This is a genomic window from Pseudomonas sp. IT-P218 (genome assembly GCF_949767605.1).
In the GTDB taxonomy this organism is placed as follows: Bacteria; Pseudomonadota; Gammaproteobacteria; order Pseudomonadales; family Pseudomonadaceae; genus Aquipseudomonas; species Aquipseudomonas putida_AE.
In genome coordinates this window covers 97,792-123,485 of the sequence record NZ_CATKQQ010000044.1, presented here as the reverse complement: position 1 = coordinate 123,485, position 25,694 = coordinate 97,792, and the positions used below count along the sequence as shown (strand labels likewise).

Genomic DNA, 25,694 nt, shown 5'->3' with positions numbered 1-25,694 from the left:
AAATTATTAAATCAGATCTCAAAAATGCTTGAACCAGATCTCGAAAATGCAAAAACCCGCTTTCGCGGGTTTTTGTATGAGCCTTGAAATTGAACTAATCTCAAGCTCGAAATTGGTGCCCAGAAGAAGACTCGAACTTCCACGACCTTGCGGTCACCAGCACCTGAAGCTGGCGTGTCTACCAATTTCACCATCTGGGCAGTATCGGCAACGTTGTCCGTCGTCGATGGCGCGCACTATACGGAGCGTCTTTTTAACTGTAAACCCCCGACACCAAAAAAACCTGAAAAATTTCACCAGTGGTATTCAAATCAACATTCTGGTGTCGATACAGGGCTTTAGATGGGGCGTCTTAGCCTGAAATTTCCCGTTTCATTACGCCTATGCCAAACTAACCCGTATATAGACAAGGTGAAAACTCTCTAATGGCCGATTGGCAGTCCCTCGATCCCGAGGCCGCTCGTGAAGCGGAAAAATATGAAAACCCCATTCCTAGCCGCGAACTGATCCTTCAGCACCTTGCTGATCGGGGTTCGCCTGCTAACCGCGAGCAACTGGTCGAAGAGTTTGGTCTGACCACGGAAGACCAGATCGAAGCCCTGCGCCGCCGCCTGCGCGCCATGGAGCGCGATGCTCAGCTCATCTATACCCGTCGCGGCACCTATGCGCCGGTGGACAAGCTCGACCTGATCCTGGGCCGCATCAGCGGTCACCGTGACGGCTTCGGTTTCCTGGTGCCGGACGACGGCAGCGACGACCTGTTCATGAGCCCGGCGCAAATGCGCCTGGTGTTCGACGGCGACCGTGCACTGGCGCGTGTTTCCGGGCTGGACCGTCGCGGGCGCCGCGAAGGCATGATCGTCGAAGTGGTGTCCCGTGCCCACGAGACCATCGTCGGTCGCTATTTCGAAGAAGGTGGTATCGGTTTCGTTGTCGCGGATAACCCGAAGATCCAGCAGGAAGTGCTGGTGACGCCGGGCCGTAACGCCAACGCGCAGATCGGTCAGTTCGTTGAAGTGAAGATCACTCACTGGCCGACGCCACGCTTCCAGCCGCAAGGCGACGTGGTCGAAGTCGTGGGCAACTACATGGCGCCGGGCATGGAAATCGACGTTGCCCTGCGCACCTACGATATTCCTCACGTCTGGCCTGACGCCGTGCTCAAGGAAGCCGGCAAGCTCAAGCCGGAAGTCGAAGAGAAAGACAAAGAGAAACGCATCGACCTGCGTCACCTGCCGTTCGTCACCATCGACGGCGAAGATGCCCGCGACTTCGATGACGCGGTCTACTGCGAAGCCCGTCCGGGCAAGCTGCGCCTGTTCTCCGGCGGCTGGAAGTTGTACGTGGCGATTGCCGACGTATCCAGCTACGTGAAGCTCGGTTCGGCGCTGGATGCCGAGGCGCAGGTTCGCGGCAACTCGGTGTACTTCCCCGAGCGCGTGATTCCGATGCTGCCTGAGCAGTTGTCCAACGGCTTGTGCTCGCTGAACCCGCAGGTCGATCGCCTGGCCATGGTTTGCGAGATGACCATCTCCAAATCCGGCGAGATGACCGACTACTGCTTCTATGAAGCGGTGATCCACTCCCACGCCCGCCTGACCTACAACAAGGTCAGCGCGATGCTGGAAACGCCGAAAGCCACCGAGGCGCGCAAGCTGCGTGGCGAATACACCGATGTGGTGCCACACCTCAAACAGCTGTATTCGCTGTACAAGGTGTTGCTGGCCGCTCGTCATGTACGTGGCGCGATCGATTTTGAAACCCAGGAAACCCGGATTATCTTCGGTTCCGAGCGCAAGATCGCGGAAATCCGTCCGACCATCCGCAACGACGCGCACAAGCTGATCGAGGAATGCATGCTGGCGGCCAACGTGGCCACCGCCGAATTCCTCAAGAAGCACGAGATTCCTGCGTTGTACCGCGTGCACGACGGCCCGCCACCGGAGCGCCTGGAAAAACTGCGCGCCTTCCTCGGCGAGCTCGGCCTGTCCCTGCACAAAGGCAAGGACGGCCCGTCGCCGAAGGATTACCAGGCGTTGCTGGCCGGCATCAAGGATCGTCCGGATTTCCACCTGATCCAGACCGTGATGCTGCGTTCGCTGAGCCAGGCGGTGTACAGCGCCGATAACCAGGGCCACTTCGGTCTGAATTACGAGGCGTACACCCACTTTACTTCGCCGATCCGCCGCTACCCGGACTTGCTCACGCACCGGGCGATCCGCAGCGTGATCCATTCGAAGCAGGACACTCCGCACGTTCGCCGTGCCGGTGCGATGACCATTCCGAAGGCGCGCATCTATCCGTACGATGAGGCGGCCCTGGAGCAGCTCGGCGAGCAGTGCTCGATGAGCGAGCGCCGTGCCGACGAAGCGACCCGCGATGTGGTGAACTGGCTCAAGTGCGAGTTCATGAAAGATCGCGTGGGCGAGTCGTTCCCGGGGGTGATCACTGCCGTCACCGGCTTTGGTCTGTTCGTCGAGCTGACCGACATCTACGTCGAAGGCCTGGTGCACGTCACTGCGCTGCCGGGCGACTACTACCACTTCGACCCTGTGCACCACCGCCTGGCCGGTGAGCGTACCGGTCGCAGTTTCCGCCTGGGCGACACCGTTGAAGTGCGGGTCATGCGCGTCGACCTCGACGAGCGCAAGATCGACTTCGAGATGGCTGAAAAAACCATCAGCGCGCCGATCGGCCGCAAAAAGCGTGGCACCGAAACCGCAGCGCCTGCAGCGAAAGCCGAAGCAGAGCCGGCCCCGGCGAAAACCGGTCGTCGTCCTGCCAAGGAAAAGGCAGTCGAGGCTTATCGCCCGAGTGATGCGGCGGCGAAAAACGCTGAAGTGCGCAAGAGCCGTGAAATGAAGCAGGCGTTGCTCGCCGGCGCGAAAAGCGGCGGTAAAGCGGCGTCTGCGGGAAAGACCGGACGGTCGGCGCCTGAAAAGGCTGCCGGCGGCAAGCCAGCCAAACCGAGCAAACATCGTAAAGGCCCGCCAAAAGCGGGCTCGGCTCCAGCCAAGAGTGGCGGGGCGCGTAAACCTAAGGCCAAGCCATGAGTCAGTTGGAAAAAATCTATGGCGTGCATGCTGTAGAAGCGTTGTTGCGTCATCACCCGAAACGCGTCAAGCAGATCTGGCTGGCCGAAGGTCGCAATGACCCTCGGGTCCAGACGCTGATTGAGCTGGCCAACGAAAACCGCGTCCAGGTCGGCCAGGCCGAGCGCCGCGAAATGGACGCCTGGGTTGAAGGCGTGCACCAGGGCGTGGTCGCGGACGTGAGTCCGAGCCAGGTCTGGGGCGAGGCGATGCTCGACGAGTTGCTCGATCGCACCGACGGCGCGCCGTTGTTGCTGGTGCTCGACGGTGTGACCGATCCGCACAACCTTGGCGCCTGCCTGCGTTCCGCCGATGCGGCGGGCGCGCTGGCCGTGATCGTGCCGAAGGATAAGTCGGCGACCCTGACGCCGGTTGTACGAAAAATCGCCTGCGGTGCCGCAGAAGTGATTCCGTTGGTGGCCGTGACCAACCTGGCGCGCACCCTGGAAAAACTCCAGCAGCGTGGTTTGTGGGTTGTCGGTACGGCCGGGGAAGCCGAGGTCAGCCTGTATGACCAGGACCTGACCGGCCCGACCATCCTGATCATGGGCGCCGAAGGCAAAGGCATGCGTCGCCTGACCCGCGAGCATTGCGACTACCTGGTGAACCTGCCGATGGCCGGTAGCGTCAGCAGTCTCAACGTGTCCGTGGCGACGGGCGTGTGCCTGTTCGAAGCGCAGCGTCAGCGCAGCGTCAAGGCCAAGGCTGCCGCCAAAAAATCCTGAGCTGAACGCACATCCGTTGTAGGAGCTGGCTTGCCAGCGAAAGCGGAGCAACATTCAGCAACGATGCTGGATTGAATGCCGCTTTCGCGGGCAAGCCCGCTCCTACAGTGTTTTGTGGTGTGGCATGAATTGGGGGTTGTTCAAATAATCACCAATTCCCTTGCGCCTCCCACGCCCCTTCTCTACAATTGCGCCCCTTGCTGTGATGGCAGGCACCCACGTGTCTAGCGTCCTCAAGTCCATAAGTGTCATTCACTCCTTGTCTGACCGCTTTTGAGCGGCAGGCTACAACCCGTAAGGAGCATTCATGCGTCATTACGAAATCATCTTTTTGGTCCACCCGGATCAAAGCGAGCAAGTCGGCGGCATGGTTGAGCGTTACACCAAGCTGATCGAAGAAGACGGCGGCAAAATCCACCGTCTGGAAGATTGGGGCCGTCGTCAACTGGCCTACGCAATCAACAATGTTCACAAGGCTCACTACGTGATGCTGAACGTTGAGTGCACTGGCAAGGCCCTGGCCGAGCTGGAAGACAACTTCCGCTACAACGATGCAGTGATCCGTAACCTGGTCATCCGTCGCGAAGAAGCCGTTACCGGCCAATCCGAGATGCTCAAGGCTGAAGAAAACCGCAGTGAGCGCCGTGAGCGTCGCGACCGTCCTGAGCACGAAGGCGCTGAAAGCGCTGACAGTGATGACAGCGACAACAGCGATAACGCTGACGAGTAATCCACGGACCTTTTAAGGAGCCTATCAAATGGCACGTTTCTTCCGTCGTCGTAAATTCTGCCGCTTCACCGCTGAAGACGTGAAAGAGATCGATTACAAAGATCTCAACACTCTGAAAGCCTACGTATCCGAGACCGGCAAAATCGTTCCAAGCCGCATCACCGGTACCAAAGCACGTTATCAGCGTCAGCTGGCCACCGCTATCAAGCGCGCCCGCTTCCTGGCCCTGCTGGCCTACACCGACAGCCACGGCCGCTGAGACCGGGCAGTCGACACGTAGCAAAGGATTGAATGTATGCGTGCCTTAGCTGAGTTCATCATGCGGGGCCGTATGCAGGCCACTCTCGTAGTGGCTGGATGCGCGGCATTGCCGTTGTTGTATTGGTTGGGTGCTGCCGCCGGATGCCTTGTGCTCCTGCGGCGCGGATTGAAGGACGCCCTCGGCGTTCTTGCTCTGGGACTGCTGCCGGCATTGATCTGGTGGCTTTACTCCGACGACCCACGGGCACTTCTGGTGCTGCTGGGGTCTGCGAGCCTTGCGTTGGTTTTGCGCGCAAGCGAGTCCTGGAACCGCGTGCTGCTGGTCAGCATAGCGATGGGAGTGGTGTTTTCAGTGGTGCTGGGGATGGCTTTTGGTCCCCAGATCGAGATGCTGGCGCAGGCTTTGATAAAAGTCATGCCGTCGCTACTCGGTGATGTCTACCAGCAGATGTCGGTAGACGAGCAAGCGCGTTTCGCGTCCCTGATTACACCGATCCTGACCGGCCTGATTGCGGCCCTGTTGCAAATCGTCAGTGTGCTGAGCCTGATTGTCGGGCGCTACTGGCAGGCGTTGTTGTACAACCCCGGTGGTTTTGGTCGCGAGTTTCGCGCCGTCCGAATCCCGCTGGGTCCCGCGATGTTGCTGCTGGCGGGCATGGTTGTGTCACCGAATCTCGGTGTCCAGATGTCCATGCTTGTACCGTTGTGCAGCGTACCGCTGGTTTTCGCCGGGCTGGCCCTGATTCACGGGCTGGTGGCGCAAAAGCGACTGGCCAAATTCTGGCTGGTGGGGTTGTACGTCACGCTGTTGCTGTTCATGCAGCTGATCTATCCGTTGCTGGTGGTCCTGGCCATCGTCGACAGCCTGATTGATTTTCGCGGTCGTCTGGCGCCGAAAGACGCCGATGATGCGAACGGTGAAGGTTAAAAGTTAAGAGGATTTTCACATGCAACTGATCCTTCTGGAAAAAGTCACCAACCTGGGCAACCTGGGTGACAAAGTGAACGTTAAGGCTGGTTACGGTCGTAACTACCTGCTGCCTTACGGCAAAGCTACCGCTGCGACCCCAGCCAACCTGGCTGCGTTCGAAGAGCGTCGTGCCGAGCTGGAAAAAGCCGCAGCAGATCGTAAATCGTCGGCTGAAAGCCGCGCTGCCCAACTGGCCGAGCTGGAAGTGACCATCACTGCCACCGCTGGCGACGAAGGCAAGCTGTTCGGTTCGATCGGTACTCACGACATCGCTGACGCACTGACCGCCTCCGGCGTTGAAGTAGCGAAAAGCGAAGTTCGTCTGCCGAACGGCACTATCCGTAACGTAGGTGAATTCGACGTAGCCGTGCACCTGCACGCCGAAGTTGAAGCCACCGTACGCGTTGTCGTGGTAGCAGCTTAAGCAGCACTTGTCGGCTGGCACCCTCGGGTGCTTGCCGGTAACATCGGGCACGATCCTGTTCACAGGTCGTGCCCTTTGTCTTTCTGGTAACACCTGTTTTCAAACCCCTGCTTTTCCTTAACAAACCAAGTGGCCATGAACGAAATTTCCGCTCCTGAGCAATACGATCTGCAAACCGCCGCGCTGAAGGTGCCGCCGCATTCCATCGAAGCCGAACAGGCTGTACTCGGTGGTCTGATGCTGGACAACAACGCTTGGGAGCGCGTGCTCGATCAAGTCTCCGACGGCGATTTCTATCGACATGACCACCGCCTGATCTTCCGTGCGATCGCCAAGCTGGCCGATCAAAACATGCCGATCGACGTCGTGACCCTGTCCGAGCAACTGGACAAGGAAGGCCAGACGTCCCAGGTCGGCGGCCTTGGTTACCTGGGCGAACTGGCGAAAAACACGCCATCGGTCGCCAACATCAAGGCCTATGCGCAGATCGTTCGTGAGCGGGCCACCTTGCGCCAGCTGATCGGCATCAGCACCGAAATCGCCGATAGCGCGTTCAACCCGGAAGGCCGTACCGCCGCCGAGATTCTCGACGAGGCCGAGCGGCAGATCTTCCAGATCGCCGAGGCCCGGCCGAAAACCGGTGGCCCGGTGGGTGTGAATGACCTGTTGACCAAGGCCATCGACCGCATCGACACCCTGTTCAACACCGACAACGCCATCACCGGCCTGTCCACTGGCTATACCGACCTCGACGAGAAGACCAGCGGCCTGCAGCCGGCCGACTTGATCATCGTCGCCGGCCGTCCGTCCATGGGTAAGACCACCTTTGCCATGAACCTGGTGGAAAACGCCGTGTTGCGCAGCGAGAAGGCGGTTCTGGTTTACTCGCTGGAGATGCCAGGCGAATCGCTGATCATGCGTATGCTGTCGTCCCTGGGGCGTATCGACCAGACCAAGGTCCGTTCCGGTCAGCTGGAAGACGACGATTGGCCACGCCTGACCTCAGCGGTCAACCTGCTCAACGATCGCAAGCTGTTCATCGACGATACCGCGGGCATCAGTCCGTCGGAAATGCGCGCCCGCACCCGCCGCCTGGTGCGTGAGCATGGCGAAGTCGGCCTGATCATGATCGACTACCTGCAGCTGATGCAGATCCCGGGTTCCAGCGGTGACAACCGAACCAACGAGATTTCCGAGATCTCCCGGTCCCTGAAAGCCCTGGCCAAGGAATTCAACTGCCCGGTGGTGGCACTGTCCCAGCTCAACCGTTCCCTGGAACAACGCCCGAACAAGCGCCCGGTGAACTCCGACTTGCGCGAATCCGGAGCGATCGAGCAGGACGCCGACGTGATCATGTTCGTGTATCGCGACGAGGTGTATCACCCCGAGACCGAGCACAAGGGCATTGCCGAAATCATCATCGGCAAGCAGCGGAACGGGCCGATCGGCTTTATTCGCCTGGCCTTTATCGGCAAGTACACGCGGTTCGAGAACCTGGCGCCGGGTAGCTATAACTTCGACGACGACGAATAAGTTATATGGCGTCCTGAAGGGCCCCATCGCTGGCAAGCCAGCGCCTGCAGGGGGCGCGTCGTACCTGTAGGAGCAAGCTTGCTCGCGATAGGGGCGACGCAATTTCCGACCACAGCCGTCGGAATTGGTCAAAATTTGTGCTATATTCCGCGCCCGCGAAATTCAATGAAAGCCAACACCGGTTATCGACATGCAAGCAGCCAAGCCGTTATTTGACTATCCCAAGTACTGGGCCGAATGTTTCGGGCCAGCGCCATTCCTGCCCATGAGCAGGGAGGAGATGGATCAGCTTGGCTGGGATTCCTGCGACATCATCATCGTCACCGGTGATGCGTACGTCGATCACCCGTCGTTCGGCATGGCGATCATCGGCCGGCTGCTGGAGTCCCAGGGCTTCCGCGTCGGCATCATTGCCCAGCCGAACTGGCAGTCCAAAGACGACTTCATGAAGCTCGGCGAGCCGAACCTGTTCTTCGGTGTCGCGGCCGGCAACATGGACTCGATGATCAACCGCTACACCGCCGACAAGAAAATCCGTTCCGATGACGCCTACACCCCAGGTGGCATGGCGGGCAAACGTCCGGACCGCGCGAGCCTGGTGTACAGCCAGCGCTGCAAGGAAGCTTACAAAAACGTGCCGATCGTTCTTGGCGGCATCGAAGCGTCCCTGCGCCGCATCGCCCACTACGATTACTGGCAGGACCGGGTACGCAACTCGATCCTGATCGACGCCTGCGCCGACATCCTGCTCTACGGCAACGCCGAGCGTGCGATCGTCGAAGTCGCCCAGCGCTTGTCCTACGGTCACAAGATCGAAGACATCACCGACGTGCGCGGCACCGCGTTCATCCGTCGTGACACGCCAAAAGACTGGTACGAAGTCGACTCCACGCGCATCGACCGTCCGGGCAAGATCGACAAGATCATCAACCCGTACGTCAACACCCAGGACACCCAGGCCTGCGCCATCGAGCAGGAAAAGGGTCCGGTTGAAGACCCGCAGGAAGCCAAGGTCGTGCAGATCCTGGCAAGCCCGAAGATGACCCGCGACAAGACGGTGATCCGCCTGCCTTCGGTAGAAAAGGTCCGCAACGACGCGGTGCTCTACGCCCACGCCAACCGCGTGCTGCACCTGGAAACCAACCCGGGTAACGCCCGTGCCCTGGTCCAGAAGCACGGCGAAGTCGATGTCTGGTTCAACCCGCCACCGATTCCGATGACCACTGAAGAAATGGACTACGTGTTCGGCATGCCTTACGCCCGTATTCCGCACCCGGCGTACGGCAAGGAGAAAATCCCGGCCTACGACATGATCCGTTTCTCGGTGAACATCATGCGTGGCTGCTTCGGTGGCTGCACCTTCTGCTCGATCACCGAGCACGAAGGCCGGATCATCCAGAACCGTTCCCACGAATCGATCATTCGCGAGATCGAAGAAATTCGCGACAAGGTCCCCGGTTTTACCGGCGTGATTTCCGACCTGGGTGGCCCGACCGCGAACATGTATCGCATCGCCTGCAAGACCCCGGAAATCGAATCCGCGTGCCGCAAGCCATCGTGCGTGTTCCCTGGCATCTGCCCGAACCTGAACACAGACCACTCTGCCCTGATCAAGCTGTACCGCAGCGCCCGTGAATTGCCGGGTGTGAAGAAGATCCTGATTGCCTCCGGCCTGCGCTATGACCTCGCGGTCGAGTCGCCGGAATACGTTAAAGAGCTGGTGACCCACCACGTCGGTGGTTACCTGAAGATCGCCCCGGAACACACCGAGGAAGGTCCGCTCAACCAGATGATGAAACCGGGCATCGGCAGCTATGACAAGTTCAAGCGCATGTTCGAGAAGTACTCCAAGGAAGCAGGCAAGGAGCAGTACCTGATTCCGTACTTCATCGCTGCCCACCCGGGCACCACCGACGAAGACATGATGAACCTGGCGCTGTGGCTCAAGGGCAACGGTTTCCGTGCCGACCAGGTGCAGGCGTTCTATCCGTCGCCGATGGCCACCGCCACCGCGATGTACCACTCGGGCAAGAACCCGCTGCGCAAGGTCACCTACAAGAGCGACGCGGTGACCATCGTCAAGAGCGAAGAGCAGCGCCGTCTGCACAAGGCGTTCCTGCGTTATCACGACCCGAAGGGCTGGCCGATGCTGCGTGAAGCATTGACCCGCATGGGCCGCGCCGACCTGATCGGGCCGGGCAAGAACCAGCTTATCCCGCTGCACCAGCCGTCCACCGACAGCTACCAGAGCGCCCGTCGCAAGAACTCGACGCCGGCCGGCAGCCACAAGGTTGCAGGGGAAAAGACCACCAAGATCCTGACCCAGCACACCGGCCTGCCACCACGCGCCAGCGATGGCGGCAACCCGTGGGACAAGCGTGAGCAAGCCAAGGCGGCGGCATTCGCCCGCAACCAGCAGGCGGCCAAGGAGCGCAAGGAAGCGGCCAAAGGCAAAGGGCCCAAGCCTGCGCGCAAGCCGGTTGTGCCGCGCTAAGCTGCGCTTGAGCTGAACAGAACGCCAACCTTCGGGTTGGCGTTTTGCATTGCGTACTGCACTGATCCCTGAAATGTGTCGGGCGACTGGCCTCTTCGCGAGCAAGCCCGCTCCCACAGGTTCTGTTGCGAACACATAATCGCAGGCAAGCTCAACCACTGTGGGAGCGGGCTTGCTCGCGAAGAGGCCGGTACAGCCAACGCTGAAGCAGGGTGACTACCCCGATCGCCACATTTACGTGCAACTCTCTCAAACCAATTTCCCGCATCGCCCGATTTTGGTGCTGTACTGCCTCCTGCAACGGGAGAAAGCGCCAGCACTGCGCGATGGCATAAGTCTTGCGCGCTTTCCAATACGCTTAGGGCTCGCAGGAGGCACGCCGTGTCGATTCATGTCGCATTGCATCACGTCACACATTATCGCTATGACCGCGCTGTCGAGCTGGGTCCGCAGATTGTTCGCCTGCGTCCGGCCGCCCACAGTCGCACGCGGATACTCTCCTATGCGCTGAAAGTCTCGCCCGAACAGCATTTCATCAACTGGCAGCAGGACCCCCAGGGTAATTACCTGGCGCGGTTGGTGTTCCCTGAGAAAACCGACGAGCTGCGCATCGAAGTCGATCTGCTGGCAGAAATGGCGGTGTTCAATCCGTTCGACTTTTTCCTCGAGCCCTACGCCGAAAAGATCCCATTCGCCTACGCCAGCGACGAGCGCAAGGAATTGGCCCCGTACCTGGAAACCCTGCCCCTGACGCCGAAGTTCCAGGCTTATCTGGACGGCATCGACCGCACACCATTGCCGGCCGTGGATTTCCTCGTCGCGCTCAACCAGCGCCTGAGCGAAGACATCAACTACCTGATCCGCATGGAGCCGGGGGTGCAAACGCCCGAGCACACCCTGGAGCAGGCTTCCGGCTCCTGCCGCGATTCGGCATGGCTGCTGGTACAACTGCTGCGCAACCTGGGGCTGGCCGCGCGTTTTGTGTCGGGTTACCTGATTCAACTGACCGCTGACCTGAAAAGTCTCGATGGTCCTTCCGGGACCGACGTGGATTTCACCGACCTGCACGCCTGGTGCGAGGTGTATCTGCCCGGTGCCGGCTGGATCGGCCTGGATGCGACCTCGGGGCTGTTTGCCGGTGAAGGACACATACCATTGGCCTGTAGTCCCGATCCGTCCTCTGCGGCACCGATCAGCGGCTTGGTGGAACCGTGCGAGTGCGAATTCAGCCACGAAATGTCGGTGGAACGGATCTGGGAAGCTCCGCGGGTCACCAAGCCTTACACCGAAGAGCAGTGGCAGGCGATCCAGGCCCTTGGCCGGCAGATCGACGCCGACCTGCTGGCGGGCGATGTGCGCCTGACCATGGGCGGTGAGCCGACGTTCGTGTCCATCGATGACCCGGATGGCGCCGAGTGGAACACCGCGGCACTGGGGCCGACCAAGCGCCAGCTGTCCGCCGAACTGTTCCAGCGCATGCGTAAACGTTATGCCCCGCAAGGCCTGGTGCATTTTGGCCAGGGCAAGTGGTACCCCGGCGAGCAACTGCCACGCTGGTCGCTCAATTGCTATTGGCGCCGCGACGGTGTGCCGATCTGGCACAACAGCGCGCTGATCGCCGACGAGCAGCAGGATTATGGCGCCAATGGCGAATTGGCCGGGCGTTTCCTGGCGAGTGTCGCCGAGCGGTTGAAAATTCCGACACGTTTTGTGTTCCCTGCGTACGAAGACAATTTCTATTACCTCTGGCGCGAAGGCACTTTGCCGCAGAACGTCAGCGCCGAAGACTCGCGACTCGAGGAGCCCCTGGAGCGCGCGCGGTTGCGCAAAGTCTTCAGCCAGGGCCTGGACAAGGTGATTGGCCAGGTCCTGCCGCTCGCGCGCACCGCCAAGGGCGATCAATGGCAAAGCGGGCGCTGGTATCTGCGTGACGAGCACTGCCGGCTGGTGCCGGGCGACTCGCCGCTGGGGTATCGCCTGCCACTGGGTTCACAACCGTGGGTGAAGGCGGCGGAGTATCCGTTCATTCACCCCAACGATCCGAACCAGGATTTCCCGCCGCTGCCTGACACCGGGCAACTGCAGCGCCAGGGCACGGCGGCGCTGACTGAAGATCGGGTGCCGAAGGTCGATGAGTCCGCCGACTGGCTGACCCGCACCGCGTTCTGCGCCGAAGCGCGGGAAGGCCGGTTGTACCTGTTCCTGCCGCCGCTGGAGCGGGTCGAAGACTATCTGGAACTCGTCGCAGCCATCGAAGCCACCGCCGAGGAGCTGCATTGCCCGGTGTTGCTGGAAGGTTACGAGCCGCCGAGCGATCCGCGCCTGAGCAACTTTCGCATCACCCCTGATCCGGGCGTGATCGAAGTCAACGTGCAGCCTTCGGCGACCTGGGACGAACTGGTTGAACGCACCGAGTTTCTATATGAGGAAGCGCGCCAGACCCGACTCACCACCGAGAAATTCATGATCGACGGCCGGCATACCGGCACCGGTGGGGGCAACCACTTCGTACTGGGTGGCGCGACTCCGGCTGACTCACCGTTTTTGCGGCGTCCGGATTTGCTGCGCAGCCTGATCAGCTACTGGCATAACCATCCGTCGCTGTCCTACCTGTTTTCCGGGCTGTTCATCGGGCCCACCTCCCAGGCCCCGCGTATCGACGAAGCACGCAACGACGCCTTGTATGAACTGGAAATTGCCTTCGCCCAGATGCCCGAGGTGGGCGAGGAGTGCGCGCCCTGGCTGGTGGATCGATTGCTGCGCAACCTGTTGATCGACGTGACCGGCAATACCCATCGCGCCGAGTTCTGCATCGACAAACTTTATTCGCCGGATGGCGCGACCGGTCGCCTGGGCTTGCTGGAGTTGCGGGCCTTTGAAATGCCGCCCCATGCACGCATGAGCCTGGCCCAGCAGCTATTGCTGCGGGCGTTGGTCGCACGGTTCTGGCGCGAGCCTTATGCGCCGCCGAAACTGGCGCGCTGGGGCACGGAGTTGCACGACCGATTCCTGTTGCCGCACTTTATCGAACAGGATTTCGCCGACGTTATCGTCGACCTCAATGCCGCCGGTTATCAGGTGCGGGCCGAGTGGTTTGCGGCGCACCTGCAATTCCGCTTTCCCAGGGTCGGCGACTACGCCGTCAATGGCATCGAGCTGGAACTGCGCCAGGCCCTTGAGCCGTGGCATGTGCTGGGCGAGGAGGGCGCGGTCGGTGGCACGGTGCGTTACGTGGACTCGTCCCTGGAGCGCCTGCAGGTAAAGCTCAGCGGACTGCCGCCGCAACGCTACCTGCTGACCTGCAACGGCATACCTGTGCCGTTGCAGCCCACCGGGCGGGTTGGCGAGTTCGTCGCCGGGGTGCGCTTCCGTGCCTGGCAACCGGCCAACTGTCTGCAACCGACCATCCCGGTCCATGCGCCGCTGGTGTTCGACCTGCTCGACACCTGGATGGGCCGTTCGCTGGGCGGTTGCCAGTACCACGTCGCCCATCCGGGCGGGCGCAATTACGAGACCTTGCCCGTCAACGCCAATGAAGCCGAGAGTCGGCGAATGGCGCGTTTTTTCCGTATCGGACACACGCCGGGGAAACTTCCGATACCGAATATGGAAATTAACGACGAGCTTCCGATGACACTCGATTTGCGACGTTTCTAATTCGTACGCGACGCCCGGATTTTTCGTCTATCCGGGTGTCATGAGCGTGCGTTAGTCTGACCGTTCATTGCTGTCTGCCGAGCTTTCCATGCCAGACCTGCTAGACCGCTACCCGCTGACGGCGGGCACCTATCACGAATTGCTCGACGACAGCGGGGCCGTACGGCCGCACTGGCGTCGGCTGTTCGACCAGTTGCAGCGCAGCACGCCCGCGCAGTTGGTGCAGCGTCAGGCGCTGCTGGCCCGGCAGATCCAGGAAAACGGCGTCACCTATAACGTCTATGCCGATCCCAAGGGCGCCGATCGACCCTGGGAGCTGGACTTGCTGCCCCATGTGATTGCCGCCGATGAGTGGGAGCAATTGTCCGCCGGCATCGCCCAGCGTGCGCGCCTGCTCAATGCCGTGCTGGCCGATCTCTATGGCCCGCAACGCTTGATCGCCGAGGGGCTGCTGCCGGCCGAGCTGGTCTTTGGCCACAACAATTTCCTCTGGCCCTGTCAGGGCATCCAGCCGCCTGACGGCGCCTTTTTACATCTGTACGCCGTGGATCTGGCGCGTACGCCCGATGGCCGCTGGTGGGTAACGGCGGACCGCACTCAGGCGCCGTCCGGAGCTGGCTACGCCCTGGAAAACCGCACTATCGTGTCCCGGGCCTTCCCCGAGTTGTACCGTGACCTGAAGGTGCAGCACCTGGCCGGATTTTTCCGCACCCTTCAGGAGACCCTGGCCCGCCAGGCGCCCAGCGATGAAGAGGCGCCCCTGGTGGTCCTGCTGACGCCGGGGCGTTTCAACGAAAGCTATTTCGAACACCTGTACCTGGCGCGGCAGCTCGGCTATCCGCTGGTGGAGGGCGGCGACCTGACGGTGCGTGATGCCACGGTCTACCTGAAGACCCTGAGCGGCCTGCGTCGGGTCCACGCGATCATGCGCCGGCTCGACGACGACTTCTGCGACCCGCTGGAATTGCGCACCGACTCCGCCCTGGGTGTACCAGGGCTGCTTGAGGCCGTGCGGCAGGGGCGGGTGCTGGTGGCCAACGCCCTCGGCAGCGGGGTGCTGGAGTCGCCGGGATTGCTGGGTTTCCTGCCGAAGATCAATCAATTCCTGTTTGGCGAAGAGCTGATCCTGCCGTCCATCGCCACCTGGTGGTGCGGTGAAGCGCCTGTGCTGGCCCAGGCCCTGGAAAAACTGCCGGAACTGCTGATAAAGCCAGCCTTTCCGTCCCAGAGCTTTGCACCGGTGTTTGGTAGGGATTTGAGTGAATTACAGCGCGATGAGCTCGCCGAGCGCATGCAGGCGCGCCCTTATGCCTATGTTGCGCAAGAACTTGCCCAGCTGTCCCAGGCGCCTGTCTGGCAGGCCGAGGATGGGCAATTGCAACCCCGGGCCATCGGCATGCGTGTGTATGCGGTGGCCAGTCACGAAGGTTATCGGGTGTTGCCAGGTGGTTTAACCCGTGTGGCCGCCGAGGCGGATGCCGAAGTGGTGTCGATGCAGCGGGGCGGTGCAAGCAAAGACACCTGGGTGCTGGGGAATCGCCCACCCAGCGGCGAACAGTGGAAAACCCAACGCAACATCGGCGTGCATGATCTGGTGCGTCGCGATCCGTATCTGCCCTCGCGAGTCGTGGAAAACCTGTTCTGGTTCGGCCGCTACTGCGAACGCTGCGATGACAGTGCACGGTTGCTGCGCATCATGCTGGCGCGGTATGTCGACGGCGATGACCCACAGGCCCTGGACGCCGCGGTTGATCTTGGCGAGCGACTGAACCTGCTACCCGATGAAGGTGAACTGCCCGAACGGTTGCTGGCCGCGATACTCGGTGCTGACTGGCCGTTCAGCCTGCGTTCCAACCTGCAGCGTTTGCAATGGGCGGCCTCGCAGGTGCGGGGCAAACTCTCGCGGGAAAACTGGCAGGCGCTGGTGGAGTTGCAACGCGAAGCGATGGAACTCGAGACCGAGGAGCCAGACTTCGGTGAGCTGCTGGACTTCCTCAACCGGCTGGTGATGTCCCTGGCGGCACTGTCCGGTTTTGCCCTGGACGACATGACCCGGGACGAGGGCTGGCGATTCCTGATGATCGGCCGGCGCATCGAGCGCCTGCAGTTTCTCAGTGGCAGCCTGGCGGCGTTCCTGCGAGGCGCCGGGGCTTTCGATCAGGCGGGGCTGGAATGGTTGCTGGAGCTGGGCAACAGCAGCATCACCTATCGTTCGAGGTACCTCGCGGTGGCGCAATTGATCCCGGTGCTCGACCTGTTGTTGCTCGATGAGCAAAACCCGCATGCGGTACTGTTCCAGTTGAAATTGGTGACCCGCACGCTCAAGCACCTGTGCGACGATTTTGGTACCCCTCGCGAGGCGGGCCTGGCGCAGTTGGTGGAGCGTCTGGCGCGTTTCGACCTGGCCTGCCTGGAGAACCCGTTGTTTGGCGCCACCAGCGTGCGCGCCGCCATCGAAGGGCTGGCCGATCTGCTGCAAGAAATCGCCGATGCCAGCGGGCAGGTTTCGGATCGCCTGGCCTTGCGTCACTTTGCCCACGTTGATGATGTCAGCCAGCGCACGGTGTCCGTCTGATGAGCGCTCGCTACCAGATTTTCCACGATACCCATTATCACTACGACAGCCCGGTGTCCCTGGCCCAGCAGCTGGCGCATCTGTGGCCCAGGCCTTGTGCGTGGCAGCATTGCTCCGATCAGCAACTGCAGATCAGCCCGGACCCGACGTCGCGCCGCGATGAACTGGATGTGTTCGGCAATCCGCTGACCCGCCTGGCGTTCGAACGTCCCCATGATGAACTGCTGGTCAACGCCAGCCTGACGATCGAAGTGCTGCCCCGCCCCGTGGTCGACTTCAATCGGTCTCCAGCGTGGGAAGCCACCCGCAGCGCGCTGACCTACAGCAGCCAGCCGCTTGCGCCCGAAATGCTCGAAGCCTGCCGTTACCGGTTCGAATCCCCTTATGTGCATCTGAAGCGCAACTTCGTCGAGTTTTCCGAGAGCTGCTTTCCGGCAGGAAGGCCGCTGTTGCTCGGCGTCCAGGCCTTGATGGAGAAAATCTTCAGCGAGTTTACTTTCGATGCCGAAGCGACGCAGGTCGCGACACCTTTGGTGGAAGTGCTGGAACGCCGGCGTGGGGTGTGCCAGGACTTCGCGCACCTGATGCTCGCTTGCGTGCGCTCCCGTGGATTGGCCGCGCGTTATATCAGCGGCTACCTGCTGACCCAGCCACCACCCGGCCAACCGCGATTGATCGGTGCCGATGCTTCCCATGCCTGGGTGTCGGTGTATTGCCCGGTGTCGGGATGGGTGGATTTCGATCCGACCAACAATGTACAACCGGCGCTGGAGCACATCACCCTGGCCTGGGGCCGGGATTTCTCCGATGTGTCGCCGTTGCGTGGGGTCATTCTGGGGGGCGGCAACCATGATCCGGAAGTCCGCGTCACAGTGATGCCATTGTAGGAGCGGGGGTCAGCAGCAAAGCTGCCAACCCCGGTCACAGATCCGTGGGCCTGATCAGATCATCCGGCCCGGAGGGACTCAGGCGTCTGGCGCCTGATCTTTCGGTGCGTCAACATCGTCATCTGCCGCAACTTCACCGTCAGGGTTCAGTGCCGCTTCGTCAGCCATTGCTTTCTTGCGCTGAAGTTTTTCCTCTTTCTTCTGTTCCTTGGCCAGGTCTCTCTGACGTTTGGCGAAGGAGTAATTGGGTTTGGCCATGGGCGATCCTCTGGGGTCGAAGGTGAGGTTTGAGCGGCGCGTATTCTGCCCTGTATCGGTGCCAAGTCGTTAGTCGGGTTTTTGCTCGACCCACTTGGGCGGTACAGTCGGCTGCCAGCGATCGAGGGCGTCGAGCAGCGTCTGCGGCGATTCGCTCACCTGCAGCATGTCACGGTGTGCTGCGCGAACGAAGCCTTCGCCGACGATGTGATCGAGAAAACCGGTGAGTTTGCTGTAGAAACCATTCACTTCCAGCAAACCCAGCGGTTTGCCGTGGTAGCCCAATTGGCCCCAGGTCCAGACTTCGAACAATTCTTCCAGGGTGCCCAGGCCGCCGGGCAGAGCGATGAAGGCATCGCTGAGTTCGGCCATCCGCGCCTTGCGCGCATGCATGCCGTCGACCACTTCCAGGCGGGTCAGGCCGCTGTGGCCGATTTCCTTGTCCTTGAGACTCTGCGGGATGATGCCGATCACTTCGCCGCCGGCCGCCAATGCCGCGTCGGCAACAATGCCCATCAGCCCCACGGCGCCACCGCCGTAGACCAGGGTCAGCTTGCGTTCGGCCAGTGCCTGGCCGAGGGCCACGGCTGCTTCACGATAAGCCGGGTTGGTGCCAGTGCTGGCGCCGCAGAAAACACAAACGGATGCTAGAGACATGCTTTACTCCAGGGTCGATCAGGGCCACAGAGTAAAGGCAGGCGCGCTGCGCTCCAAGGGCTAAACTTCGCGCCTGGGCGTTTCGCAGGTTCCGCTGGCACCGCAGGCATAGGCGGCGAGCAAGCTGCACAACAGGCTGTTGATGGACATGACAGACGCTCCGAAAAATGAGGACGGTCTGATGATAGGGCCGGGGCAGACGCCTGGCTGGTAGATTGTCTCGATCGGTCTCATAGCCCGAAAGTTGTATACAATTTTTGCTTCAGGTCATAGGAACTTGCGAAGTTTTCAGGCAGTCTTCTGTTCATTCGCATTTTTCATTCACCCTGCCTTGGAGATTCACCATGTTTGCCAAACTTGTTGCGGTATCCCTGCTGACACTGGCCAGCAGCCAATTGATGGCTGCCGAGTGCGAGACCACCATTGATTCCACCGATCAAATGTCCTTCAGCACCAAGGCCATGGAAATCGACAAGAGCTGCAAGACCTTTACCGTCAAGCTGACTCACTCCGGCAACCTGCCGAAGAACGTCATGGGCCATAACTGGGTGTTGAGCAAAGAAGCCGACATGCAGCCGATCGCCACCGACGGCCTGAGCGCGGGCATCGACAAGAACTACCTGAAGGAAGGTGACGCGCGCGTTATCGCCCACACCAAGGTCATCGGCGCCAAGGAAACCGATTCTGTGACCTTCGATGTGTCGAAGCTCGATGCCAATGAAAAATACGGTTTCTTCTGCTCGTTCCCAGGCCACATCTCGATGATGAAAGGTACGGTTACCCTGAAGTAATCGAAATGCGTACAAAAAAAGCGTCCACCTGGGACGCTTTTTTTGTACTTGTAGGAGCTGCCGAAGGCTGCGATCTTTTGATCTTGCTCTTGAACAAAGTCAAAAGATCGCAGCCTCGTTTCACTCGACAGCTCCTACAGGTGTCGGCAGCTTACGGCGCAAACGGCATCACCCGCTTGTGATGGGTCTTGTTGTACGTATTGACGATGATCTTGAACGCTTCCTCACGCACCGGCTCACCGTGCAGGAAGGCGTCAATCTCGGCATAGGTCACGCCATGGGACGCTTCATCTGGTTTGCCCGGTGACAGGTCTTCGAGGTCGGCCGTCGGGATTTTCTCCACCAGCGATTCCGGCGCACCGAAGCTGCGGGCGATGGCGCGGACCTGGTTTTTCACCAGGCCGCTCAAAGGTGCCAGGTCGCAGGCACCGTCACCGAATTTGGTGAAGAAACCCATCACCGCTTCCGCCGCGTGGTCGGTGCCGATCACCAGGCCATGGGCTGCGCCAGCGATGGTGTACTGGGCGACCATGCGCATGCGCGCCTTGGTGTTGCCGAGCACGAAATCCACCGACACCGCGTGCTTGCCTTCGAACGCCGCGACTTCGTTGGCCAGGGATTTGACCGCCGGGCCGATGTTCACCGTGTGGCGCTCGTCCGGTTTGATGAAGTCCACAGAGGCCTGGGCGTCATGTTCATCGAACTGGGTTTCGTACGGCAGGCGCACGGCGATGAACTTGTAACTGTCGTCACCGCTACGCTCGCGCAGTTCACGCATGGCGCGCTGGGCCAAGAGGCCGGCGGTCAGTGAGTCGACACCGCCACTGATGCCCAGCACCAGGGTCTTGAGCCCGGAATTGACCAGGCAATCCTGGATGAAGGTAATCCGCCTTGCGACTTCCGCTTCGAGGGCGGCTTCGTCGGCGAACGGCGGTTGTACCTTGAGCTGTTCAGCAATCTCACGCTGTACGGCTTGCATGAATTCACTCCTTGCTAGAGGGGGCAGGAACTTGGAAAACATGTCGCAAATAGGCGACGAAATTCGGGTCTTTGCAGTGAGTCTTGCCGGGCTCGTCGGAGATTTTTGCCACCGGCGCGCCGTTGCAGGCGGTCATTTTAAGCACGATGCTCATGGGTTCAACACCTGGAATGTCACAGGTCAGGTTGGTGCCGATGCCGAAGCTGACATTGATACGACCCCGCAGCGCGCGGAATATTTCCAGTGCCCTGGGCAGCGTCAGGCTGTCGGAGAAGGTCAGGGTCTTGCTCATCGGGTCGATGCCGAGCTTGTGATAGTGGGCGATGGCCTTCTCTGCCCAGAGCACCGGATCACCGGAATCGTGGCGCAAACCGTCGAAGAGCTTGGCGAAAAACAGGTCGAAGTCGCCGAGGAAGGCATCGAGGGTAATGCAGTCGGTCAGGGCGATCCCCAGCAGGCCGCGGTATTCGCGGACCCAGCAATCGAGGGCGGCAATCTGGCTGTCGATCAGCCGCGGGCCGAGTTGCTGGTGGGCCATGATCCATTCGTGGGCCATTGTGCCCAGCGGCTTCATCTCCAGCTCCCGGGACAGGTGCACGTTGCTGGTGCCGACGAAACGCCCGGGGAAGTCGTGCTTGAGCACGTTCACAACCTCTTCCTGCACCCGGTACGAAAAGCGCCGGCGCGTGCCGAAGTCGGCTACCTGAAACTCGGACAATTCGTCGCCGCTGGCGTTGGCGGTCAGCCAGTCGAACTTGCGATAGAGCTGCTCGCGGGCCTGCTCCAGGACGATTTCCCGATAGCGATAGCGGTTACGCACTTCGCTGACGATCGCCAATATTGGCACTTCGAAGAGGATCACATGCAACCACGGGCCACGCAGGCGGATGAACAGTTCACCGTTTTCGATACCGGTGTGGAGGTAGCGCAGGTTGAAGCGAAACAGCCCGAGAAAGCGCAGGAAGTCCGGCTTGAGGAAGCTGATGCGCTCCAGGAAACCCAATTGGTCGGCGCTCAGGCTCAGCTCGGCCAGCCGTTCGATCTGGAAACGGATCTCCGCCAGATAGGGGCGCAAATCCTCGCTGTTACGGCAACGAAACTCCCATTCGACTTCTACGTTCGGGTAGTTGTGCAGCACCGCCTGCATCATCGTCAGTTTGTAGAAGTCGGTGTCGAGCAGGTTCTGCACGATGCGATCGGCAAACACACTCTCGCTCATAACGGGGGTTCTCCACATGGAATAAGGCTAGTGGCGCATAACGATGATAGGGATTGCCAGTAATTTTTTAGTCTGCATCGGATCCCAGTGGGAGCGAGCTTGCTCGCGATAGCGGACTGACAGTCAATTAAAGTGTTGAGTGTAAGTGACGTCATCGCGAGCAAGCTCGCTCCCACAGGGATGGCGTGCAACGCTAAATTTCCGGGCTATCAACCTGCTCCAGCATCCACTTCACGAAATCGCGCACCTTGGGCACTTCCGCCGAATGTTCGGGATACGCCAGGTAATAGGCGTCGGTGCTAGGCATTGCATGCTGCCAGGGAATGACCAGTTTGCCGTCGGCCAGTTCCTCTTCCACCAGGAACCGTGGCAGCAGCGCCACCCCGCAGCCGACCTGCGCCGCGCGGATGCACATGTAGAAAGTTTCAAAACGCGGGCCGTGGTAGCTGTGTTCAGTGTGGTAGCCCTGGCTGTCGAACCAGTCGTGCCAGGCCTGGGGGCGGGAGGCGTTTTGCAGCAGGACCAGGTCGGTGAGTTGCGTCGGGTCGGTGAACGGCGTGTCGGGCAGGCTGCCTGGCGCACACACGGGCACCAGCTCTTCGCTGAACAGTTTCAGGCATTCTGTACCGGGGCGTGAACCCTGGCCGAAGTAGAACGCCAGGTCGCTGCGCCCTTGCAGCAGGTCGTCGGCTTCCTGTTCGTTGCACAGGTCCAGGTGGATCGACGGATGACGCAGGCGCCAACCCTTGAGGCGAGGCACCAGCCAGCGTGCGCCGAAGGTCGAGGGTGTGGAGACGCGCAGGACTTCGGTTTCACCCCCGTAGGAACGCAGGTAATGGGTCGACATCTCGACCTGGGTGAGGATTTTTCGTACTTCCACCAGGTACAGATCACCGGCTGGCGTCATTTGCAGGCGTCGGCGAACCCGGCGAAACAGCAGGTGCTGCAACAGCTCTTCCAGTTGCGCCACCTGTTTACTGACGGCGCTCTGGGTCAGGTTCAGCTCTTCCGCGGCCCGGGTGAAGCTCAGGTGGCGGGTCACGGCCTCGAAACACTGCAGCGCAGCGATCGAGGGCAAATAGCGTTTGTTCAGCATGGGCGATCCTTTTTGCTTGTCTCTTTATTGCCAGCAATGCACAGCATGAATAAACGGAATGATATCTCTCTTAATGGTCGTTTGTTGAGTAACCTCGGGAGCGCTAAAACTACAGGTCTGATCAGTCGTGATTCGGCGGCTGCACACGTTCCGTTTTTTGCTTGAGGAGTGACCCATGGTTGCCGCATTGCTTGATCGTCTTGGTGTAAACCCGGCCCTGTACCAGAACGGCAAGGTGCCGGTGCATTCGCCGATCGATGGCAGCACCATTGCCAGTGTGAACTGGGAAGGTGCCGCTGAAGTCGAGCAGCACATCAGTCGTGCAGATCATGCATTCGAACTGTGGCGCAAGGTGCCGGCACCGCGTCGCGGCGAGCTGGTGCGTCAACTGGGTGACATCCTGCGCGAATACAAGGCCGATCTCGGCGAGCTGGTTTCCTGGGAAGCGGGCAAGATCACCCAGGAAGGCCTGGGTGAAGTTCAGGAAATGATCGACATCTGCGACTTCGCCGTCGGCCTGTCCCGTCAACTGTACGGCTTGACCATCGCCTCCGAGCGTCCTGGCCACCATATGCGTGAAACCTGGCACCCGCTGGGCGTCGTCGGCGTGATCAGCGCCTTCAACTTCCCGGTTGCGGTCTGGGCTTGGAACGCTGCCCTGGCGCTGGTTTGCGGCAACCCGGTGATCTGGAAACCGTCGGAAAAGACTCCGCTGACCGCACTGGCCTGCCAGGCGCTGTTCGACCGCGTGCTGAAGAACTTCAGCGATGCGCCGGCGGGTCTGAGCCAGGTCATCATCGGCGGTCGTGATGCGGGCGAAGCCCTGGTCGATGACCCGCGTGTCGCGCTGGTCAGCGCCACGGGCAGCACCCGCATGGGCCGTGAAGTGGCGCCGAAAATCGCTGCGCGTTTCGCTCGCAGCATCCTCGAATTGGGCGGCAACAACGCGATGATCCTCGGCCCAAGCGCCGATCTGGACATGGCCGTTCGCGCGATTCTGTTCAGCGCCGTCGGCACTGCCGGCCAGCGCTGCACCACGCTGCGTCGCCTGATCGCCCACGAGTCGGTGAAAGAAGAAATCGTCACCCGCCTCAAGGCCGCCTACTCCAAGGTGCGCATCGGCCATCCGCTGGAAGGCAACCTGATCGGTCCGCTGATCGACAAGCAAAGCTTCGACAACATGCAGGACGCGCTGGAGCAGGCACTGAGCGAAGGCGGCCGGGTGTTCGGCGGCAAGCGTCAGCTGGAAGACAAATTCCCCAATGCCTACTACGTTTCGCCGGCCATCGTCGAAATGCCGGAGCAGAGCGATGTGGTCTGCCATGAAACCTTCGCACCGATCCTGTACGTGGTCGGCTACAGCGATTTCAACGAAGCCCTTCGCTTGAACAACGCCGTGCCGCAAGGCCTGTCGTCGTGCATCTTCACCACCGACGTGCGTGAAGCCGAGCAGTTCATGTCGGCAGTGGGCAGTGACTGCGGCATCGCCAACGTCAACATCGGCCCGAGCGGGGCGGAAATCGGTGGTGCCTTTGGTGGCGAGAAAGAGACCGGTGGTGGTCGTGAGTCCGGTTCGGATGCATGGCGCGGGTACATGCGCCGTCAGACCAATACCGTGAACTACTCGCTGGAGTTGCCGTTGGCGCAGGGTATTACGTTTGACTGAATCTCGAGTCAAACAATGATCCCCTGTGGGAGCGGGCTTGCTCGCGAATGCAATCTGTCAGTCGACATTATTGGTGGCTGACATACCGCTTTCGCGAGCAAGCCCGCTCCCACACTGATTTGTGTGTTGGTTAGGTTTCTGTTGGAGTCTGGCAATGCCGTTACGCGAAGAGTGTCTGTGGGAAAAATTGACGCCACAAAGGCCCGACAATACGGCGCTCAAGGGTGAAGTGAAAGTCGATGTCTGCGTCATAGGCGCCGGTTTTACCGGGCTGTCGGCGGCGGTGCATCTGCTGGAACAGGGCAAGACAGTGTGTGTGCTCGAAGCCCATCGCGCCGGGCATGGCGGCTCGGGGCGCAACGTCGGGCTGGTCAATGCCGGCATGTGGATTCCACCGGACGAGATCGAAGCCGGGTTTGGCGAGGCGGTGGGCAGCCAGCTCAACCGCATGCTCGGTGCAGCACCGTCCCTGGTGTTCAGCCTTGTGGACAAATACAACATCGATTGCCAATTGCGCCGCGAAGGCACGCTGCACATGGCGCACAACGCCCGTGGCGAAGCGGATCTGCGCAGTCGTGAAGAACAATGGAAACGCCGTGGCGCGCCCGTCGAGCTGCTGACCGGGCAAGCTTGCGAGCAAGCGACGGGGACCAAAAAAATTGCCGCGGCATTGCTCGATCGCCGTGCCGGCACGCTTAACCCAATGGCCTACACAACGGGATTGGCCAAGGCGGCCATCGGCCTGGGCGGTCAGTTGTTCGATCATTCCCCGGTCACCCGCCTCGAACGCCAGGGACAGCGCTGGTCGGTGCAAACCGCGCAGGGTTCCGTCCTGGCCGAACAGGTGGTGATCGCTTCCAACGCCTACACCGAAGGCGACTGGACCGAGTTGCGGCGCAATTTCTTCCCCGGTTATTACTATCAGGTGGCCTCGGTGCCTCTGACCGAAGACGCCGCGCAACAAATCCTGCCCGGTGGCCAGGGGTCCTGGGACACCCGCCAGGTGCTCAGCAGCATTCGCCGGGACAAAGACGGGCGCCTGCTGCTCGGCAGTCTCGGCAATGGCAACCAGAAGCCGGCCTGGTTTCTCAAGGCCTGGGCCGACCGGGTGCAGCAGCACTACTTCCCCTACCTCAAACCGGTGGAATGGGAGTGCACCTGGACCGGGTGCATCGCCTTCACCCCCGATCATTTGATGCGCCTGTTCGAACCGGCGCCCGGTTTAGTGGCAGTCACCGGTTACAACGGCAGGGGTGTGACCACGGGGACGGTGGTCGGCAAGGCCTTTGCCGATTACTTGTGTAACGGAAATCCTCAAGCGCTACCGATTCCCTTCGCGCCCATGCAGCCATTGGCCGGGGTGGGGTTGCGCAGCTGTCTGTACGAGGCGGGATTTTCGCTGTATCACGCGGGCCAGTGCTTGCGGATCGTAATCTGAATGTTGATTTTTGTAGTCGAAAGCGGCGCTTTTTCGATCAGCAGCTAGCCTGTAATGGTGCGGGTTGTAGCAGTCCCGCACCAGTAGTGTGCACTTCGGTGACGCACGTTGTTACAGGCTGGTTGCACGTCGTTTACTGCCGCGGTTGCAATGATGGCGCAGGCGGGTTGCGCCTCAAAAAAATAATGGTTTTACCTTCCGCGGTTTAGACGGTTGCACGCCCAATGAAAATGGGCCCGAGA

Annotated in this window: 19 protein-coding genes and 1 tRNA gene; 14 read left to right on the top strand and 6 right to left on the bottom strand. The window is 60.6% G+C overall.

What is annotated here, in order from left to right; all coding sequences use genetic code 11:
- Positions 1 to 113: 113 nt before the first annotated feature.
- A tRNA-Leu gene (locus tag ACM6I6_RS20985) sits at positions 114 to 200 on the bottom strand.
- A 225-nt stretch (positions 201 to 425) separates the two neighbouring features.
- On the opposite strand from ACM6I6_RS20985, the gene rnr reads away from it, so the two are divergent.
- From rnr to ACM6I6_RS20930, 11 genes are all read left to right on the top strand, one after another.
- Positions 426 to 3,053 carry a ribonuclease R gene (gene rnr / locus ACM6I6_RS20980; protein ID WP_274076806.1) on the top strand — a complete coding sequence of 876 codons (2,628 nt, stop codon included), beginning with the start codon at positions 426 to 428 and terminating at the stop codon, positions 3,051 to 3,053.
- A complete protein-coding gene (rlmB, locus tag ACM6I6_RS20975) occupies positions 3,050 to 3,817 on the top strand; it encodes a 23S rRNA (guanosine(2251)-2'-O)-methyltransferase RlmB (RefSeq protein WP_007973273.1) in 768 nt (255 codons plus the stop codon). The genes rnr and rlmB overlap by 4 nt, the downstream gene beginning before the upstream one ends.
- A gap of 307 nt (positions 3,818 to 4,124) precedes the next feature.
- Complete coding sequence (gene rpsF / locus ACM6I6_RS20970) at positions 4,125 to 4,547, top strand: 30S ribosomal protein S6 (RefSeq protein ID WP_003217491.1); 423 nt, start codon at positions 4,125 to 4,127, stop codon at positions 4,545 to 4,547.
- Positions 4,548 to 4,575: 28 nt separating this feature from the next.
- Positions 4,576 to 4,806, top strand: coding sequence for a 30S ribosomal protein S18 (gene rpsR / locus ACM6I6_RS20965; protein WP_002551829.1), 231 nt, complete (start codon positions 4,576 to 4,578; stop codon positions 4,804 to 4,806).
- 36 nt (positions 4,807 to 4,842) lie between these two features.
- Positions 4,843 to 5,736 (top strand): hypothetical protein, encoded by an 894-nt coding sequence (locus tag ACM6I6_RS20960; RefSeq protein ID WP_046819829.1) that lies wholly within the window; start codon positions 4,843 to 4,845, stop codon positions 5,734 to 5,736.
- 19 nt (positions 5,737 to 5,755) lie between these two features.
- On the top strand, positions 5,756 to 6,202 hold the full coding sequence (gene rplI, locus ACM6I6_RS20955) for a 50S ribosomal protein L9 (protein WP_008058981.1): 447 nt from the start codon (positions 5,756 to 5,758) through the stop codon (positions 6,200 to 6,202).
- 135 nt (positions 6,203 to 6,337) lie between these two features.
- Positions 6,338 to 7,735 (top strand): replicative DNA helicase, encoded by a 1,398-nt coding sequence (dnaB, locus tag ACM6I6_RS20950; protein WP_008058980.1) that lies wholly within the window; start codon positions 6,338 to 6,340, stop codon positions 7,733 to 7,735.
- 190 nt (positions 7,736 to 7,925) lie between these two features.
- Positions 7,926 to 10,229, top strand: coding sequence for a YgiQ family radical SAM protein (locus tag ACM6I6_RS20945; protein ID WP_274076807.1), 2,304 nt, complete (start codon positions 7,926 to 7,928; stop codon positions 10,227 to 10,229).
- Positions 10,230 to 10,610: 381 nt separating this feature from the next.
- Positions 10,611 to 13,886: a DUF2126 domain-containing protein gene (locus ACM6I6_RS20940; RefSeq protein ID WP_414920662.1), complete on the top strand. Its 3,276-nt coding sequence runs from the start codon at positions 10,611 to 10,613 to the stop codon at positions 13,884 to 13,886.
- Between the two features lie 88 nt (positions 13,887 to 13,974).
- The gene (locus ACM6I6_RS20935; RefSeq protein WP_323607456.1) at positions 13,975 to 16,461 is read left to right on the top strand and encodes a circularly permuted type 2 ATP-grasp protein; all 2,487 of its coding nucleotides are present in this window, start codon (positions 13,975 to 13,977) and stop codon (positions 16,459 to 16,461) included.
- The gene (locus tag ACM6I6_RS20930; RefSeq protein ID WP_323607455.1) at positions 16,461 to 17,348 is read left to right on the top strand and encodes a transglutaminase family protein; all 888 of its coding nucleotides are present in this window, start codon (positions 16,461 to 16,463) and stop codon (positions 17,346 to 17,348) included. Before ACM6I6_RS20935 ends, ACM6I6_RS20930 begins: the two co-directional genes overlap by 1 nt.
- 78 nt (positions 17,349 to 17,426) lie before the next feature.
- Here the strand turns inward: ACM6I6_RS20930 and ACM6I6_RS20925 are convergent, their stop codons facing one another.
- Both ACM6I6_RS20925 and ACM6I6_RS20920 read right to left on the bottom strand, forming a co-directional pair.
- Positions 17,427 to 17,606, bottom strand: coding sequence for a hypothetical protein (locus tag ACM6I6_RS20925; RefSeq protein ID WP_046819824.1), 180 nt, complete (start codon positions 17,604 to 17,606; stop codon positions 17,427 to 17,429).
- A 69-nt stretch (positions 17,607 to 17,675) separates the two neighbouring features.
- Entirely contained in the window at positions 17,676 to 18,263 is a 588-nt protein-coding gene (locus tag ACM6I6_RS20920) for a TIGR00730 family Rossman fold protein (RefSeq protein WP_274076811.1), read from the bottom strand.
- A gap of 344 nt (positions 18,264 to 18,607) precedes the next feature.
- Here ACM6I6_RS20920 and azu point away from each other — a divergent pair, with 344 nt between their 5' ends.
- Positions 18,608 to 19,054, top strand: a complete 447-nt coding sequence (gene azu / locus ACM6I6_RS20915; protein WP_274076812.1) for an azurin — start codon at positions 18,608 to 18,610, stop codon at positions 19,052 to 19,054.
- Positions 19,055 to 19,205: 151 nt separating this feature from the next.
- Here azu and nadE read toward each other — a convergent pair whose 3' ends face one another.
- The 3 genes from nadE to ACM6I6_RS20900 all read right to left on the bottom strand — a co-directional run bounded on the left by nadE (position 19,206) and on the right by ACM6I6_RS20900 (position 22,348).
- Positions 19,206 to 20,033, bottom strand: a complete 828-nt coding sequence (gene nadE, locus ACM6I6_RS20910; protein WP_323607454.1) for an ammonia-dependent NAD(+) synthetase — start codon at positions 20,031 to 20,033, stop codon at positions 19,206 to 19,208.
- 4 nt (positions 20,034 to 20,037) lie between these two features.
- The gene (gene pncB / locus ACM6I6_RS20905) at positions 20,038 to 21,252 is read right to left on the bottom strand and encodes a nicotinate phosphoribosyltransferase (RefSeq protein ID WP_414920661.1); all 1,215 of its coding nucleotides are present in this window, start codon (positions 21,250 to 21,252) and stop codon (positions 20,038 to 20,040) included.
- Positions 21,253 to 21,445: 193 nt separating this feature from the next.
- Positions 21,446 to 22,348 (bottom strand): LysR family transcriptional regulator, encoded by a 903-nt coding sequence (locus ACM6I6_RS20900; RefSeq protein WP_274076815.1) that lies wholly within the window; start codon positions 22,346 to 22,348, stop codon positions 21,446 to 21,448.
- A gap of 175 nt (positions 22,349 to 22,523) precedes the next feature.
- Here ACM6I6_RS20900 and ACM6I6_RS20895 point away from each other — a divergent pair, with 175 nt between their 5' ends.
- Together ACM6I6_RS20895 and ACM6I6_RS20890 are read left to right on the top strand one after the other, a co-directional pair.
- Positions 22,524 to 24,014, top strand: coding sequence for an aldehyde dehydrogenase family protein (locus ACM6I6_RS20895; RefSeq protein ID WP_406592553.1), 1,491 nt, complete (start codon positions 22,524 to 22,526; stop codon positions 24,012 to 24,014).
- Between the two features lie 154 nt (positions 24,015 to 24,168).
- A complete protein-coding gene (locus ACM6I6_RS20890; RefSeq protein ID WP_274076817.1) occupies positions 24,169 to 25,452 on the top strand; it encodes an NAD(P)/FAD-dependent oxidoreductase in 1,284 nt (427 codons plus the stop codon).
- Positions 25,453 to 25,694 lie beyond the last annotated feature (242 nt).